The 17,065-nt window shown below is 52.8% G+C and carries 11 protein-coding genes; 6 read left to right on the top strand and 5 right to left on the bottom strand.

Annotated features, from left to right (window positions below; translation table 11 throughout):
• Positions 1-152 precede the first annotated feature (152 nt).
• On the top strand, positions 153-1,130 hold the full coding sequence (locus tag NYE33_RS05695; protein WP_042140369.1) for a LacI family DNA-binding transcriptional regulator: 978 nt from the start codon (positions 153-155) through the stop codon (positions 1,128-1,130).
• Between the two features lie 699 nt (positions 1,131-1,829).
• Entirely contained in the window at positions 1,830-2,339 is a 510-nt protein-coding gene (locus tag NYE33_RS05690) for a DinB family protein (protein WP_256703827.1), read from the top strand.
• A gap of 255 nt (positions 2,340-2,594) precedes the next feature.
• On the opposite strand, the gene pgmB is transcribed toward NYE33_RS05690, so the two are convergent.
• From pgmB to NYE33_RS05665, 5 genes are all read right to left on the bottom strand, one after another.
• Positions 2,595-5,711 carry a beta-phosphoglucomutase gene (gene pgmB, locus NYE33_RS05685; RefSeq protein WP_231575251.1) on the bottom strand — a complete coding sequence of 1,039 codons (3,117 nt, stop codon included), beginning with the start codon at positions 5,709-5,711 and terminating at the stop codon, positions 2,595-2,597.
• Between the two features lie 31 nt (positions 5,712-5,742).
• The gene (locus NYE33_RS05680; RefSeq protein WP_042140371.1) at positions 5,743-6,834 is read right to left on the bottom strand and encodes a carbohydrate ABC transporter permease; all 1,092 of its coding nucleotides are present in this window, start codon (positions 6,832-6,834) and stop codon (positions 5,743-5,745) included.
• Positions 6,834-7,949 carry a carbohydrate ABC transporter permease gene (locus NYE33_RS05675; RefSeq protein WP_042140372.1) on the bottom strand — a complete coding sequence of 372 codons (1,116 nt, stop codon included), beginning with the start codon at positions 7,947-7,949 and terminating at the stop codon, positions 6,834-6,836. Before NYE33_RS05675 ends, NYE33_RS05680 begins: the two co-directional genes overlap by 1 nt.
• Before the next feature lie 239 nt (positions 7,950-8,188).
• A complete protein-coding gene (locus NYE33_RS05670; RefSeq protein ID WP_445669772.1) occupies positions 8,189-9,619 on the bottom strand; it encodes an ABC transporter substrate-binding protein in 1,431 nt (476 codons plus the stop codon).
• 434 nt (positions 9,620-10,053) lie between these two features.
• Positions 10,054-11,058 carry a LacI family DNA-binding transcriptional regulator gene (locus NYE33_RS05665; protein WP_042141790.1) on the bottom strand — a complete coding sequence of 335 codons (1,005 nt, stop codon included), beginning with the start codon at positions 11,056-11,058 and terminating at the stop codon, positions 10,054-10,056.
• 1,394 nt (positions 11,059-12,452) lie between these two features.
• Here NYE33_RS05665 and NYE33_RS05660 point away from each other — a divergent pair.
• The 4 genes from NYE33_RS05660 to pepT all read left to right on the top strand — a co-directional run bounded on the left by NYE33_RS05660 (position 12,453) and on the right by pepT (position 17,055).
• Positions 12,453-13,469 carry an LLM class flavin-dependent oxidoreductase gene (locus tag NYE33_RS05660; RefSeq protein ID WP_341065055.1) on the top strand — a complete coding sequence of 339 codons (1,017 nt, stop codon included), beginning with the start codon at positions 12,453-12,455 and terminating at the stop codon, positions 13,467-13,469.
• 546 nt (positions 13,470-14,015) lie between these two features.
• Positions 14,016-15,038, top strand: a complete 1,023-nt coding sequence (locus NYE33_RS05655; RefSeq protein WP_341065052.1) for a hypothetical protein — start codon at positions 14,016-14,018, stop codon at positions 15,036-15,038.
• A gap of 28 nt (positions 15,039-15,066) precedes the next feature.
• Positions 15,067-15,726 (top strand): sortase, encoded by a 660-nt coding sequence (locus tag NYE33_RS05650; RefSeq protein WP_341065050.1) that lies wholly within the window; start codon positions 15,067-15,069, stop codon positions 15,724-15,726.
• A 96-nt stretch (positions 15,727-15,822) separates the two neighbouring features.
• On the top strand, positions 15,823-17,055 hold the full coding sequence (gene pepT, locus NYE33_RS05645; protein WP_341065048.1) for a peptidase T: 1,233 nt from the start codon (positions 15,823-15,825) through the stop codon (positions 17,053-17,055).
• The last annotated feature ends 10 nt before the right edge of the window (positions 17,056-17,065 follow it).

Raw genomic sequence — 17,065 nt, 5'->3', positions numbered from 1 at the left:
TATCTTTTAAATTTGCCGCTTTCTTATAATTATAGGGGGAAACGATATTTTAATAAACAACAAATAGAGCGGAGCGGCGGCCTTTGTGGACAGAGAACAGCGCTCACGTTAGAATGAATTTGCAGTTGACTGCTTAGACAGGAGGCCAGGCCATGCCGACCATCAAGGACGTTGCGCTGAAGGCTGGCGTATCGGCAACTACCGTATCCCGGGTATTGAACAACAGGGGTTACTTAAGTGAAGAATTGAAGCAGAAGGTGCACCAGGCGATGGACGAGCTCAATTACCGCCCGAATGAACTGGCCCGCTCGCTCAGCCGCTCAAAATCAAACATTATCGGACTGATTATTCCGCATGTTTCCCTGCCCTTTTTCGGGGAATTGACCAGTCATATTGAAGAACATGCCTACCGGAAAGGCTACAAGCTGCTGCTGTGCAACTCGTGGCAGGACAAGCAGAAGGAACAGGAGTATATCAACATGCTGCGCGCAAGCCGGGTGGACGGCATTATTATGGGCAGCCACACGCTTGAAGTAGAGGATTACCGGCAGATGAACCTGCCTCTGGTTACCTTTGACCGGCAGATTTCGCCGGATATTCCGTATGTATGCTCGGATAATTACGCGGGAGGACGGCTGGCCACGACCCTGCTGATTCAAAAAGGCTGCCGCCGCCTGGCCCATATCGGCGGGCATCCCAAGCTGAATATCTTATCGCATCTGCGCTGCGTCGCCTTCGAAGAAACTGCGAAGCAGCACGGCGCCCAGTACGTTTCGCTGCATACGGACAACAACAGCTTCGACTTCGAAGCCTATGAGCTGCTGCTGGCCCAGCTGTTCCGCGAGCATCCTGAGGTGGACGGCATCTTCGCCGGCAGTGACATCATTGCCGCCTATGCCCTGAAGGCCTGCCAGATCAGAGGGCGGCGCGTTCCCGAAGATGTGCGGATTATCGGCTATGACGGCATCTCCCTCCGCAGCCTGCTGTATCCGGCCATCAGCTCTATCCGCCAGCCGATGGAGGCGATGGGCAAGCTGGCCGTCGATCTAATCCTGCGGCAGGTGCAGGGTGAGCATGTCGAATCAGCATACATCCTGCCCGTGGAGCTGGAGGAGGGCGCTACGACTTAGGGATAGATATAGATATAGGCAGAGGCATAGATATAGGCATTTCCTCCTTGGGCGCGTAACTGGCGAAATCAAGGGCACTTTTGCCCCTCATTTCCTCCTTGGGTGCACATCTGGGAAAATCAAGGGCACTTTTGCCCCTCATTTCCTCCTTGGGCCCACTTCTAGCGGGGATTAGAGGGATTTATCCCTTTCATTTTCCCATTCCACCCGCTTCCGGCGGGATTAGTGGGATTTATCCCTTTCATCCCCCCTTTCCGCCCACTTCCGGCGAGATTAGTGGGATTAATCCCTTTCTTTTCCCCATTTCGGCCACTTCCGGCGGGATTAGAGGGATTTATCCCTTTCTTTTACTCCTTCCGCCGACATCCGGCGAGATTAGTGGGATTAATCCCTTTCTTTTCCCCATTCCCCCCACTTTCGGCGGGGATTAGAGGGATTTATCCCTTTCTTTTCCCCATTCCGCCCACTTCCGGCGGGATTAGTGGGATTTTTCCCTTTCATTTACTCCTTCCGCCCACTTCCGGCGGAATTAGTGGGATTTTTCCCTTTCTTTTCCCCATTCCGCCCACTTCCGGCGGAATCAGAAATACAGCAATAGTTTCTCAATAGTTTCTATATAGTTTTTATATAGTTTTTATATAGTTTCTATATTTGAATTCAGGGATAAACTCCTTATCCAATCCTATTCACACTTTATAGTTGAAAGGCAGGGATGGTTCGATGCTAACGCCTACGATTGCTGAGCTGCAGCAGCTGCTGGCAGCAGTACCCGCTGCGTATAACCGTTTCACTCCAGAGGAAGCAGCCGCACCGCGTCCGGGAGGCAAATGGTCCTGTTTGCAACTACTTGGACATTTATGCGATTCGGCGATCAACAATCTCACCCGGTTTATCAAGGTCCAGTACGAACCGCAGCCTCTTCAGCTGGCTTATTACGACCAGAATGAATGGATGTCTGCCCAGCAGTATGCCTCGGCTCCGCATGATGAAATACTGACCCTGTGGATCAGCCTGAATCAGTCGGTCCTACGCGCAGTTTCACGCATGTCTGCTGAGCAGCTGGCACTCCTCTTCCTGCGGAATGATGGCACTACGGTCACCCTGCAATGGCTGGTTGAGGACTACGTGGATCACATGAAGCATCACTTGCGGCAAATGCTCCCGGACCAGGACTGGGATAGCCCAGCGAAAAATAACCCTGACCAGTAAGAAATAGCTTTGCCGTCCTTTAATAAAGACGGTCCATTCCAGCGGGAAATAGAAGGAGAAGCAACCGTGTGTACCTTATACATTCCTGAATTTCAACAAAGACGCCCGTGTTCCCCCACCTACTGAGGAGAACACGGGCGTCTAATATCTCACTTAAATGAAAAGCGGAGCACTACAGCATACTACGCCTCCCTTTTCTTGCCGTACTTCCGTACTTCCATCCTTTCCACCACCGCAGCCAAGCCTATCTGCCACTTATCTCGCACACAGCTCCAGCAGCTTCCCGGCATCCAGCGCCGAGGTAGACGGCAGCAGCAGGTCAGCCGCACCCAGCTGCGCCGCGTTGCCAATGCCTACGGCCTTCATGCCCGCCGCTTTGATCGCGGCGACCCCTGCGGCCGCATCCTCCACGCCGATGCAGTTGCCCGGCGCGGCCCCAAGCAGCTCCGCCGCCTTGAGGAAGATCTCCGGGTCGGGCTTGCCCTTCCGGAGCTCAGCCGGGTCGGCGACCGCCTGGAACCAATGGGCTGCGCCGAGGCGCTCCAGAATCAGCGGCGCATTCAGGCTGGCCGAGGCCAGCCCCGCAGAGATTCCCCGCTCGCGCAGGGAATCCAGCAGCTCAGGAATCCCCGGCAGCAGGTCAGCCGGGGTGATACGGCCGATCATCTGCTTGTAATGATCGTTCTTCTTCTCCGCCAGCCGGAGCTTCTCGGCTTCTGGCAGCAGCGCAAGTCCGCTGCCCTCCAGCACTATCTCCAGCGATTCCATCCGGCTGACCCCTTTCAGCCGTTCATTCTTCTCGCGGCTGAAGGGAATGCCCAGCTCATCGGCGAGTGCCTGCCAGGCCAGATAATGATATTCAGCCGAATCGGTAATGACGCCGTCCAGATCGAAGATTACCGCCTGAAGCCGGCCCGCAAGCGAAATCTTCACCGGCTCCTGCGGAAGCAGCCTCAGCGGCTGGTCCTTATGCAAGATCTCGAGACCTGTGCCGGCCAGTAGCGTATATACGGCATCCTCACGATCAATGAATATATCCAGAAGCTGCCCGCGCACGGTGATCTTGAAGCGGTAGCTCTCCCACTGCTCCGGCAGGGCCGGATCAAAGCTCAGCTTCCCTTCATACAGCCGCAACCCTCCAAAACCGTTCACGATCGACATCCACGAGCCGGCCATCGCCGCCATATGCAGCCCGTCCTTGGCGTTGCGGTTAATGTCATCAAGATCCATCCGCACGGTGCGGTCGAAATAGGCATATGCCCCGGTTAAATCGCCGATCTCAGCAGACATGATGCTGTGAATACAAGGCGACAAGGAGGAGTCGTGGGTGGTTAGCGGCTCATAATAATGATAGTTGCGGATTTTATCCGCCAGGCTGAACTTGTTCCCGAGCAGGAACATAGCCATCACGAGGTCCGCCTGTTTCAGCACCTGGTGGCGGTAGATCACCAGCGGATGATAATTCAGCAGCAGCGGATATTTATCCGGCGGAGTGTGCTCGAAATCCCATTTCTGCTTCGCCAGGAACGTATCATCCTGGGCATAGATGCCGAGATCATTGTCAAAAGGAATAAACATCCTCTCGGCGGCTTCCCTCCAGCCCTCTGCCTCTTCCATGGACAGTCCTATAGCCAGCTGCAGGCGTTCATAGTCAGCAGGATATTCCTCCTGCAGAAGCAGGGCGGTCTCATAGGCATACATGAATTGGTCCTGAACCATGAGATTGGTATAGGCATTGTTATTCACAATCGCCGTATATTCGTCCGGTCCAGTCACAGCATCAATGCAGAAGGCGCCTCTGCGCGCCGGGTTGTAGTGACCGAGATCGGCCCAGAAGCGCGAGGTCTCAAACAGAATCTCCGCCCCTTGGGCAACCAGAAATTCCGTGTCGCCCGTTGCCAGCACGTATTGCTTCAGCCCGTAGGCAATATCGGCATTGATATGGGCCTGGGCGGTCCCGGCAGGGAAGTAGGCGGAGTTCTCCTCGCCGTCTATCGTCCGCCATGGATACAGCGCCCCCTTCTGGGACATGACCGCCGCACGCTCCCGCGCCTTGCCGAGCGTAGCATAGCGGAATTCCAGCAGCGCCCGGCTGACTTCAGGCTGGGTGAAGGTGAAGAACGGCAGCATGTACATTTCCGTATCCCAGAAATAATGGCCTTCATAGCCTTCTCCGGTTAAGCCTTTGGCTCCGATATTGGTCGCGCCGTCCCGGCCTGCCGATTGCAGCAGCTGAAAAGCATTGAAGCGTATACCCTGCTGCAGCGCCGGGTCGCCCTTGATTTCGACATCCGTATGCGCCCAGAAGGTATCCAGATATTCCTGCTGCTCCCCGGCCAGACCGGTGAATCCAAGTTCTCCGGCCATCTCCAGCACCCTGTCACTCCGGCCCTGCAGCTCCTCCTCCACGTAATCCTTGGAGGTGTGATAGGTTATATATTTGGTGAGTCTTACGGTCTCACCGCTGCGCACTGCAGCAGCATAACACACCGATATCCGCTGTCCGATCAGCTGGTTGCTCATCTCGCGGCCGGACTTTGCCTGCAGCGCATGGCTGACTGCGGTCAGCAGCGCAAACCGCGTATGCCGTGTCCGCTGCTTCATCCACAGCTTTCGGGTGGCAGCATCGTAGCCGGTATCTTCCAGCAGCAGGCTGGGCTCGGCACTGCCTGCGCCCAGCCGCGGATCATCCGTGGCCTCCGGCCGCCGGATCTCGCCGTCCACGGCAGACTCAAACTTCAGCGTGCCGGAGAAGTTCAGCGCGGTCACTGCATAGTCGATTGCGGCCAGATGCTTGTGCGCAAGCGACACCATCCGGCGGATCTCCAGCAGCACCCGGTGGCCGGCAGGAGATTCCCACTCCACCTCCCGGTGCAGAATACCACTCTGCATATCCAGACGGCGTTCATACCGGTGAACCTTCCCTTGGTCCAGCCGGAAATCATGTCCTTCAATACTGAGTTCGATCATACGCGCATCAGTCACATTCAGCATCGCCTGATTCCGGGAAGGGAACCCGAAGGCCCCTTCGGGATAGACAATCGGCTCAGAATCATAGAATCCGTTCAGATAGTTCCCGGCTACGGAAGTGCCCGCCTTGCCGTGGTAGCCTTCCTCGAAATTACCGCGCATACCTATATATCCGTTGCCGAGCGCGAATACGCTCTCGCTCCGCTGATTATACTCATCCTCGTAGTGTTCCTCACCGAGACTCCACTCGCGGTAAGGATATAATGCCGGCGGATGTTCATAGGGCTTCATCTTCATCTCTATATTCTCCTCCTGATTGCGAATTTCTCCTGACCGCCGCATCGGATCTCCGGGGGACAGACCTCCGCTCTTTACATTGCCGCCGGAAATGGCGGTACTCATGCACACCCGGTACCTGCTCTGAGCCACAGGCTCAGCCTTTCACCGAGCCGCCCATCAGACCTCTGACGAAATACTTTTGCAGCAGGAAGAAGATTGCCAGCGGCATCAGCATTGAGATAAACGCAGCCGAAGTCAGCAGATGCCAGTCATTACCGCGTGAGCCGACCAGATCGGCGATCTTCATGGACATTACCTGCACCGACGGCTGGTTGCCGATGAAGATCAGCGACACCAGATAATCATTCCACACCCAGAGGAACTGGAAGATTCCGATGGAGGCGAGCGCAGGTACAGAGAGCGGCAGAATCAGCCTGCTGAAAATGGTAAAGTGGCTGGCCCCGTCAATGAAGGCTGATTCAAACAGATCCTTCGGCAGCTGGCTGATGAAGTTATACATAAAGTACGTAACCAGCGGCAGGCCGAAGGCCGTGTGCGCCAGCCAGATTCCGAGATAACTGCCGTTGAGTCCCAGCGACGTGTAATCCTTCAGTACCGGAATCAGCGCAACCTGTATCGGAATGACCAGCATCGCGATAATGATGACGAACAGTGTTTTGCGTCCAGGGAAGCGTAGCCAGGCGAAGGCGTATGCGGCAAAAGAGGCGATCAGCACCGGAATCACCGTAGCCGGTACAGCAATCGTCAGCGTATTCCAGAACGCCTGCGATAATCCGCTGCCCTTCTGCACCGTCTCACTGCCATCGGCTTCCTTAAGCTTGTATTCCTTGCCGGACAGTACATTCTTATAATTATCAAGCGTCAGGTCAGGCGTAGTCTTCCAGCCCTGTTCCTGCATATTGACCGTGCGCGCTCTGCGGTTCTCCCACATCAGGCGGCTGTCATCCGCCTTTACACCTGCTTTGAGCTGATCATCACTGTAGGTTTTACCGTTCACCTCAATCGGCTGCCGCAGATCCACATCCTTGGACAGCTGCAGCGTTTCGCCGGCCTTCCACTCCTGATGGGGGAAGACCTTCCACCAGCCGGTGTGCAGAATATCCGCAGCCGGACGGAAGGAGGAGGCAAAGAGCCCGAACGTCGGCAGAATCCAGATGAAGCAGATGACGCCCAGTATCAGGTTAACAACGGTTTTGCTGCTTTTTCTCTTCTTTTTGCCGACCATTAGAATCCCCCCTGCTTGCGGAACTGACGCAGATTAATAAGAATAACAGGCAATACCGCGATCAGGAGTACGATAGCCAGTGTCGAGCCGTAACCGAAGTTGCGGTACATGAAGAATTGCCGGTAGAACTGTGTCGCTACTACTTCTGTATCGTATTGACCTCCCGTCATCACCATGACGACGTCAAATATTTTCAATGTAAAGACAATAATGGTTGTGGTTACCGTCAGAATGGTCGAGGAGATAAACGGAATCATGATACCGAAAAAAATCTTCACCTCACCGGCGCCATCCACCCGTGCGGCTTCCAGAATATCGTCAGGAACACCTTTGATCGCTGCAGAGAAGATGACCATGGCAAACCCCGTCTGCATCCAGATCAGGATAATAATGAGGAAGAAATTATTCCAGGGCTGCAGCATACTCGTCCAGGCCTGCGGTTCGCCGCCGAAATAGGTTACGATCGCATTCAGCAGTCCGATCTGCTCATCGCCCGGCTGATAATAATAGACAAACTTCCAGATCACGCCTGCGGCAACAAAGGATATGGCCATCGGCATGAAAATAATCGATTTGGCGATACGTTCATAACTGCTGCGGTCGGCAAGGATGGCAATGAGCAGCCCGAAGCATACACAGGCCAGCGTCCCCACAAACACCCAGAGCAGATTGTTGCGCAGTGCGGTTGCCATCAGATGGTCGCTGAAGATTGCAGCATAGTTGCTGAGTCCGACGAACTTCTCCGAAGAAGCATTGAAGAAGCTTAAGTACAGGGTCCGCAGCGCAGGCAGGATTAGCAGCCAGCCGAGGATAATAACCGCGGGTCCGACGAATACGTAGGGCAGCACTTTCCTGCGGATACGGTCGGGATATTGCTCAACCGCCCAGGTCAGAGTGTAATAGATCAGATATACACCCAGTACACCCCATAGCACGGCAAGCACCGCAGTTAGCAGCGGATTAAGCGTAGAATCGCGGAAAAACAAGAAGATCAGCCCGTTGATCACAATGTTAGCGAGCAGCACCCCCAGCGATAAAAGCACCGCCCGGCCGCTGATTCTCTGCTTGACCTGCGTACCTGGGGCACCGGCCTCCGGCTTTATTTGTGCATCCATATCAGTTCCTCCTAATAAGTTTTGCGCAGCAAAACTCTCTACATAAGCATTCTTTAACAAGTGGAAACGGCTTTGCCGTCCTTATAAGGACGGTATCGTTTCAGCGAGAAATAGAAGGATAAATTATGGTGTGAAACATATAAATTCTTATATTTCAAGAAAAAGAGGGGCAGGATTCATCACTGCTGCCCTGCCCCTCTTCATCATTTGCGTCCCCCTAAGTCCCGCTTACACGCTCCTTAGTTGTTCCAGCCGGACTGGATCTGCTCCAGTGCCTGATCCAGAGTAGCCGTTCCGCTCACATAGTCGGTCATGCCTTTCCAGAACGTGCCTGCACCCACCTTGCCCGGCATCAGGTCAGAGCCGTCAAACCGCAGGGTTGAAGCATCCTGCACCAGCTGCGCCATCCGGCGGTCGGATTCGGACTGGTACCAGTCCAGCGGGGCATCATTCATTGGCGCCACTACACCGCCGGATTGTACCCAGCTCTTGATCGATTCACCGGTGGTGAAAAATTCCATGACTGCACGTACTTCAGGACGGTCATTGAACATCGCGTAGATATCGCCTGCTACAAGAACCGGCTTGCCGTATTGCTCATCAATCGGCGGGAGGTAGAACCAGTCATAATCTACATCAACCTTGGCGGTTTCCGGGAAGAAGCTCGTAATGAAGTTCCCCATCAGGTTGAACCAGGCTTTGGGAGGATTCTCGAACATTGGTTTCGGAGCATCCCCGAAAGCCGTGGTTACGATGGATTTAGCGCCGCCGTATACATAATCCTTGTTCAGCCAGATTTTGGACATCACATCTACTGCATTCTTCACTTCAGGAGAAGTGAACGGCAGTTCTCCGGCTACCCACTTGTCATAGTTCTCAGGAGTTGTGGTACGCAGCATAATGTTCTCTACCCAGTCGGTGGCTGCCCAGCCGGTAGCCGCGCCGCTCTCAATACCGATAGCCCAGGCAGGATCACCGTCTTTGGCAATTTGCTCTGTCAGCGCCATCATCTCATCCCAAGTCTGCGGAACCGTGTATCCGGCATCATCGAATTGCTTCTTCGGATACCAGACCAGACTCTTCACATTGCTGCGGTTCCAGATCCCGGCCATAATCTTGCCGTCTTTACCGTCCATGGTGGACATATCCAGCCAGCTCTTATTGTAATTGGCTGTCAGCTTCTCCTGATCCAGCACACCGGTCAGATCGACTACCTTGCCGGTCTTCGCAATGGAAGCCAGGAGACCCGGCTGCGGGAAGTCAGCGATATCCGGAGCATTGCCGCCGTCAACACGGATATTAATCGTAGCTTCGAATTCCTTGGAGCCTTCATATTGAATATCAATGCCGGTTTTTTCTTCAAACTCTTTGATGCTGCTCTCAAATTTCACCTGGTCGGCGTCCACAAACGGGCCGAACATCGTTACCTTAGTCCCTTTATATTCACCTTTCATCGCTAAGTCCAGCGGGCTGCCGTCAGCTGTAGCCTCTGCATTATTTGTCGATTCCTGGTTGTTATCAGCTGCCGTTGCTGCCGGAGCTTCTGTTGCCGCCGGTGCATCCGTCGGTGCCGCATTATTGTTATTCCCGCCGCATCCGCTGAGCATCATGGTGAAGGATAAACACAGCACCATAGCGAGTGACAGTTTACGTCCTGGAGCTTTCATCATTGTTTCATACATCCCCTTTAATTGTTTTTAGAGACTGCATTAGGTCAGCTTAATTCCCGGAATGGCTACCGGCTGAGCACTGGACCACCTCCTTGCAAAGCTTTTCAGAATATGATAATTGTACAGTTTAATGTCAGGGATTCTTGAGTCAGGAACATCGATATAGCGCTTACATTTCCATAATATCACATGCTGAATGCGTTTCCAATACTGCAAATTCATCTTTTCCTATGTTTTATTTTTAATTTGTGATATCCCTGCACCTTTCTACCTCTGGCAACCGTATTTATAGCGGATTCCCGTGTAAACTAACCATAATAACTTGCATTAATCTGCTGAACCCCTGTGAAAAGCTTTTCAAATTTAGAAAAAGAGACCGCTCTGCCCCTCCACAATCCAGGCAGCAGCGCTTCAACCCTGCCCGCAAGCAGATTTCATTTCTCACGTGAGGATTCTCTTACAACCAGCTTATGCTCCATCTTTTCTTTCATGACAGCCACAGAGCCGGTCGTTAATAACTCATGCAGCTTCTCTGCAGCCCGGTAACCCAGCTGATAAATCGGCTGGGCGATCGTCGTCAGCTTCGGAATGAACATGCCGGACATCCGCAGATTGTCGAAACCGATTACCGACACCTGACCCGGCACCAGAATATTGCGGTCCTTCAGATAAGAGATCGTTCCCATGGCGAACTCATCGGCTACGCAGAATACAGCAGTCAGCTCCGGATACTCACTGAACAGCTCATGCGATGCCTGATACGCCTGTTCAAAGCGGTGATTGGCGTATTTGACCTTCTCCACATTGCGCTCCAGACCGAATTCCTTGAGCGCTCTGACGAATCCGGCAACACGCGGCGGCCCGGACACCGAGTTATCATGATTGAAGCCGATCATTCCGATCTCCTGGTGACCCAGCTCAATCAGGAATTTCACCGCATCATACGCTGCCTTCTCATCATCGACCTCCACCGAAGCCACCTCATACTCATCGGAATGGGAGGAGACCAGCACGAAGGGAATTCTGCAGCCTACCAGCTTCTCATAATACTCCGGGTACAGCACATCACTGGCGAACACGACTCCGTCCACCTGCTTCTCATGGAACGTATCGATATAAGACAGCGTCCGCTCCTTGTCACGGTCTGTATTGCAGATCATCAGACTGTAGCCGAGCTTAATGCAGGCATCCTGCATCCCCCGGATCACCCCTGCGAAATACAGGTTCTCAATATCGGGAATAAGCAGGCCCAGTGTAAAAGACTTCTTGTAAATCAAACCGCGCGCAAACGCATTAGGCTGATACTTCAGCGCTTCTATGGCTTCTATCACCCGGCTGCGTTTACTCTCAACTACTGTGTCCGGCGCATTCATTACACGGGAAACCGTGCTGATGGATACACCGGCCATTCTGGCTACATCTCTGATTGTTGGCTTCATAGCTCTGACTTCCTTTTTATAAAGATAAGAGTTTATATGCTTACGCAATAAATGTTCCTTATCTTCCTCGCTGAAACGGATACCTGCGCCGATATGTAATAGCGCTGCTCCGGAAGCATCGGCTTCCTGAAGCACAGCGTAGCCGTTTTTATTTAGAAAAGCTTTTCAAAGCGATTATAGCAAGGCTCCCGTAAATTGGCAAGACCTTTGTTATGCGCTTACATTACGCTTTCCCCGGAAGGAATTTCTGATAATTAATCCCCATCATGCTATTCACCGGCTGCGGATTTTTCCTGTTTGGCTATTGGACAACGCCTCTTTTTTAATCACCTCCGTCCATCTGAAAAGCTTCTCAATACACTTTTGCACCTTACTCCTAACTCTGCAGAACATATGTAGCTATAACACATTAATCGCTGTACCTATATGGAGTGAACTTATGTATATGGATCTAACTTGCTGAACAACGCCTGCATATCTGTTGAGAGTAGCGAGTGTGGAATGCAGCACCGCAATGAGTGTTCGCTTTAGTTGCACAAAATACAGTTAGATAAACCGCACTTGATACAAGAACCATTCAAATTACCGGTCAGTCACTGCGGGACTGGCGGAGTACGTCAATGCCTTACACTTGATTCTCCAGCGGCAGAGTGGAGACTTCTGCGGTAGAGTGGAGACCTCTTAGGAAGCACTTTAGATACTGTAGACACTGCAGACACTGCAGAACTGCAGACAGAAATGTTGTACGTTTTACAACTTTGATTGATGGATAGCCGGGTGATCGGGCGGATTGTTGTAGGAAATACAACAATAATCCTGCTGAGCCGCTTGAACAAGGTGAAATGTTGCCTTTTGTACAACAATTTTGGATTAGGACCGATAGGAGAGGAGAAATGTTGTATTTGGTGCAGGATTTTGCAGGATTTTATAAAAAGTTACTGGATCTCTGCCCCAGAAAGCGGATAAAATCGGGAGATTCCTGCGTCATCAGTTGCCGCCTAGAAGTTCAATTCACAGAATAACGGATTAGCCAGGATTGGTTTTATGTTGGAGTTTTATGTTGGAGTTTTATGGTGAAATCTTGAGTTCAATCTAGACAATGCTTAGGATAAGGGGCCATCGCAGCCAGCCTGCAGATCAAGCAATGAGCCCGGTGCTAATCCTGTGCTGATCCTGTACTGATCCGGAAGAATACCGGATCAAGCGATATAGATTCTTCATCCGTAATATCCCTCTATCCGCAATATCCCTCCATCCGTAATATCCTCTCTTCATCCACACCGCTTACTTAAAGTGTGTAAATAATATTATTTCATGTTATAATTGGCGGGTAGATCAATCTATAGCTGCAAATACTGCTTACTGATGCTGAAGCATCCATTATAGGAGGGATTATGGTGAAGCAATTGCACGACATTCCGTTCTCCGTGCTGGATTTAGCCCCTATTCACGAGGGCGGAACAGCGGCGGATTCATTTCATAACACACTTGATTTAGCACGTCATGCCGAAGAATGGGGATACCACCGTTACTGGCTGGCGGAGCATCATAATATGCCCGGCATTGCCAGCTCTGCCACGTCCCTTGTGATTGGACATGTAGCTGGAGGAACCAAGCGTATCCGCGTCGGCTCGGGAGGCATCATGCTCTCCAACCATGCACCGCTTGTTATCGCCGAGCAGTTCGGCACGCTGGAGTCCTTATATCCCGGACGCATCGATCTTGGCCTCGGCCGGGCCCCCGGCTCCGACCAGGCGGCTGCCAGAGCGCTGCGCCGTGGTCTTGGCAGCGACGGCAGCGAATTCCCCGAGCAGCTCAGCGAGCTCCGGGCTTATTTCGACGCTAACGGGGCAGGCGGCCGCCCGCTCGGTGTACGCGCCGTTCCCGGCGAAGGACTGAAAATTCCGATCTGGCTGCTGGGCTCCAGCGGCTTCAGTGCCCAGCTTGCGGGCCAGCTCGGTCTTCCGTTTGCTTTTGCCAGCCACTTTGCACCGGATTACCTGCTGCCGGCACTGCATTTGTACCGCAGCAGCTTCAAGCCTTCCGCAGTGCTCGATAAGCCCCATGTCATGATCGGACTGGGAATAACCGCCGCAGATACGGTGGAGGAAGCGCGCAGACTGGCTACCTCACAGCAGCAGCAATTCCTGAATATCATCCGCGGCCGTACCGGCAAGCTCCAGCCTCCGGTGGACAGCCTGGATGGAATCTGGACACCGCAGGAGAAAGCCATGCTGCTAAGCAAACAACAATATTCCATTGCCGGCGATCCTTCGCTAATCAAAGAACGGCTGCTGGAGATTCTCGAGGAGACGGCTGCCGACGAGTGGATTATTGCATCACAGATTTATGATCACTCCGCACGCCTGCACTCTTATAAGCTGGTATCCGAGCTGCTGCAGGAGCAATAAACCGATACCGCCCATCAAATACCCGGCCCATTTAACTACACACGGAGAGATCCGTGCCTGTAGCTTAAATGGGCTATTTGTATGCAAGAAATACCGCTAGTCTCTTCATTTACATATTAACAATGAACCGTTCTCTATAAAATACTACGTATTTATTAATATACGGAGAAATAATGAGTGAACAGCAGTAAACTGTAGAAAACAAATTATAATGTGAATCAAACCTCCATTTATACCTCATTTAGACCGATTTGAATGTTTTTATTTATCTTTAAATTTGATTATACTGTAGTTATTCGTTATAACGAACAAATGCGCAATTGCATTCTTCAGGTTCGTTCTTTCGGGTACTATCGCCCTGTTTCGTAGTGGTTCTATTAAAAACCACTTTATTCGACATGACATGCGTAATAAGCATGAATTGCGGCGAATCGCGGCTGGAAACTGCAGAATTAGGCGGTTATAGGCTAGGAAATACGGGTTGTAGGCGGGCGAGTGAACTAGAAATAGAGTAAAGATGACTTCCCAGAAGAGAGGGGCGGGAATGTGAAAAAGAGCTATCGCGCGTCCTTGCTAGGCGCTTATATTCTAGTTGTTCTGGCTGGTGTCGTATGGCATGCCGGTGGGGCCAGCGCCGAGGACACGATTAAGCTGACCGTGAATTCGCATACGACCAGCACTGCGACCATGAACAACATGCAGCCGGGAGATACTATGGCTTCAGACTATACGGTGATCAACGACGGAAATGACCCGTTTGATTATTCTGTAGACTTCAAATTCCTCTCCGGGGACGCAGAATTGTACAAAATCCTGCAAATGACCCTGCAAAAAGAGGGAGTAATCATCTATACAGGGGTAATGAGCGAGGCAGAAGGCCGGGTGACTATCGGCTCGCTTGAGGGCGCTGCGCAAGAGGACATCCAGATGGATGTGTTATTCCCGCCTGAAGCCGGCAATGAATTTCAGGGGAAGACGGTGAGCGTAGCCTTTGAATTCACCGCCACGGCAGATCCTGCGCCGACAGCTGAGCCAACAGCAACGCCGATACCAACCGCTACACCAGACCCTACAGCTGAGCCAACAGCAACGCCGATACCGACTGCTACACCAGACCCTACAGCTGAGCCTACGGCAGCACCGACTGCAACGGCAACACCAGAGGGACCAGGCAGCACACCAACAGCAACACCGGCTCCGACGGATCTGCCATCCAGCAGCACGGCACCTGCCCTAACGCCATCTCCTTCACCAACCGCTACGGCAACACCGGCAGTTGATGAAGTGACTGTAAGTGAAGCACCGGTACCGCTGGGCGGCGGGGATAACAATGTAGGCAGCAGCCCGACTGCTACGCCAGACGCCGGAGCTGTCACCGCCGGCAGTACACCAGCGCCTTCACCGGATAACGGGGTAACCCTTACCGATGACGAGCTTCCGCTCGCCGGACCGGATGAGGACGGCAAGCTGCCGGATACCGCTGAACCTTGGTACAATCTGATTCTGGCCAGCATGGCCGTAGCCATCATTAGCTTGATCGCTATCCGCAAGCTCGGATCGAAGAAATAATATTTCACACAAGGCTGGAGGAGAGAGTATGAAGAAGCGTTCCGGTATGTCCTTAGCCGTGAAGCTGATCTTCATACTCTCTTTATGCGTCATGCTGTATTCGGCCGTCCAGATCTTCAAAGCGCCTGCAGAAGCCCGGAAAGCCCTGCAAACCTGGGAGAAAAAGAGGGAGGAAGCCCAGCCCTCCCCCGCAACAGAGGAAGAGACTCCGCTGCCTGACGGCATGATCAGCCCCCCAGCAGAACAAGGCGGCGTCAACCCCGCATATACGGAGGGGGAGGTTATTGGCGAGATCTATTTTCCCAAGCTGGACAAACGGGTGGCTATTCTGGAGGGGACGGGACGGGCCGCTCTAAAAAAAGGGGCAGGACATGACGAAGGAAGCGCAGCCATAGGCTCCCCCGGCAACAGCGTACTGGCAGGACATCGCGATACAGTGTTCCGGAGCCTCGGGAATCTGGAGGAGTCCGATATCATTGAGCTCGAGACGGCGGACGGGAAGTTCACCTATGAGATCACAGGGAGCAGGATTGTAGACGCAGAAGTGCGGGGAGCGATTAAGCCAAGCGCAGAGCCTGTCCTTACCCTGATCACCTGTTATCCCTTCTCCTACGTTGGTTCAGCTCCTGACCGCTATTTGCTCTCAGCCAAACTGATTGCAAGCAAGCCGCTGGTACGGCAGCCGTAAGCAGACATTTCTCTCTTCGGAAGTCCGCACGGGGATGAGACCTCTGGCGGATCGTGATAATATAGACATACGAAGATGAAGAGGAGATGACCTGAATTGAAACAAGAGCTGATCAAGCGTTTTATTTCTTATGCTGAAATGGATACCCAATCGAATGAGGACAGCGAGACCTGCCCTTCCACCCCCGGCCAAATGGTGCTTGCCCATAAGCTGGTAGAGGAGCTGCAGGAGATCGGGCTGACGGAAGTCACAGTGGACGAGCATGGGTATGTAATGGCTTCACTGCCGGCGAACACGGACAAGGATGTTCCGGTAATCGGCTTCCTGGCCCATTTGGATACGGCGACTGATTTCACCGGCACGGATGTGAAGCCGCAGATTATTGAGAACTATGACGGGAACGATATTGTGCTGAATGAGGCGCTGAACGTCGTCCTTACCACACAGAGCTTCCCGGAGCTGAGCGGCTACAAGGGGCATACCCTGATTACCACCGACGGCACTACCCTGCTGGGGGCAGATAACAAGGCTGGTATTGCGGAGATCGTTACGGCGATGGTGTATTTGCTCGCGCATCCGGAGATCAAACACGGCAAGATCAGAGTTGCTTTTACCCCGGATGAAGAAATCGGACGCGGCCCGCATAAGTTCGACGTTGCAGCATTCGGCGCTTCCTATGCCTATACCGTTGATGGCGGCCCGCTCGGAGAGCTGGAGTATGAGAGCTTCAATGCCGCTGCCGCCAAAATCAGCTTCCATGGGGTCAACGTACATCCCGGTACAGCCAAGGGCAAGATGATTCACTCTTCCAAAATCGCCATGGCCTTCCATCTCCGGCTTCCTGCCGGTGAAGCGCCTGAATTCACGGATGGGTACGAGGGCTTTTACCACCTGATCTCCATGCAGGGCAATGCCGAGCACAGCAAGCTGCAGTATATTATCCGTGACTTTGACCGCGAGAATTTCGAGAACCGCAAAGCCCATATCGCTGCCATTGTGGATGAATTCAAGTCTACTTACGGAGCAGACAATGTAGTGCTGGAGATGAATGACCAGTACTATAATATGCGTGAAAAAATCGAGCCGGTGCGCCACATCGTTGACATCGCCCGGGAAGCGATGGAGGGTCTGGGAATAGCTCCGGTGATCCGCCCGATCCGCGGAGGGACTGACGGCTCACAGCTGTCCTATATGGGCCTGCCGACACCGAATATCTTCACCGGCGGCGAGAATTTCCACGGCAAATTCGAATACGCCTCTGTAGACGTAATGCTGAAGGCTGTTCAGGTTATCGTAGAGATTGCCCGTCTGGCTGAGCAAAAAGCTTAACGCCTCCTGC

It is taken from the genome of Paenibacillus sp. FSL R10-2199, from assembly GCF_038000235.1.
GTDB lineage: Bacteria > Bacillota > Bacilli > Paenibacillales > Paenibacillaceae > Paenibacillus_AQ > Paenibacillus_AQ phytohabitans.
The sequence above is the reverse complement of the archived record's forward strand: the minus strand, read 5'-3'. Positions and strand labels throughout refer to the sequence as shown.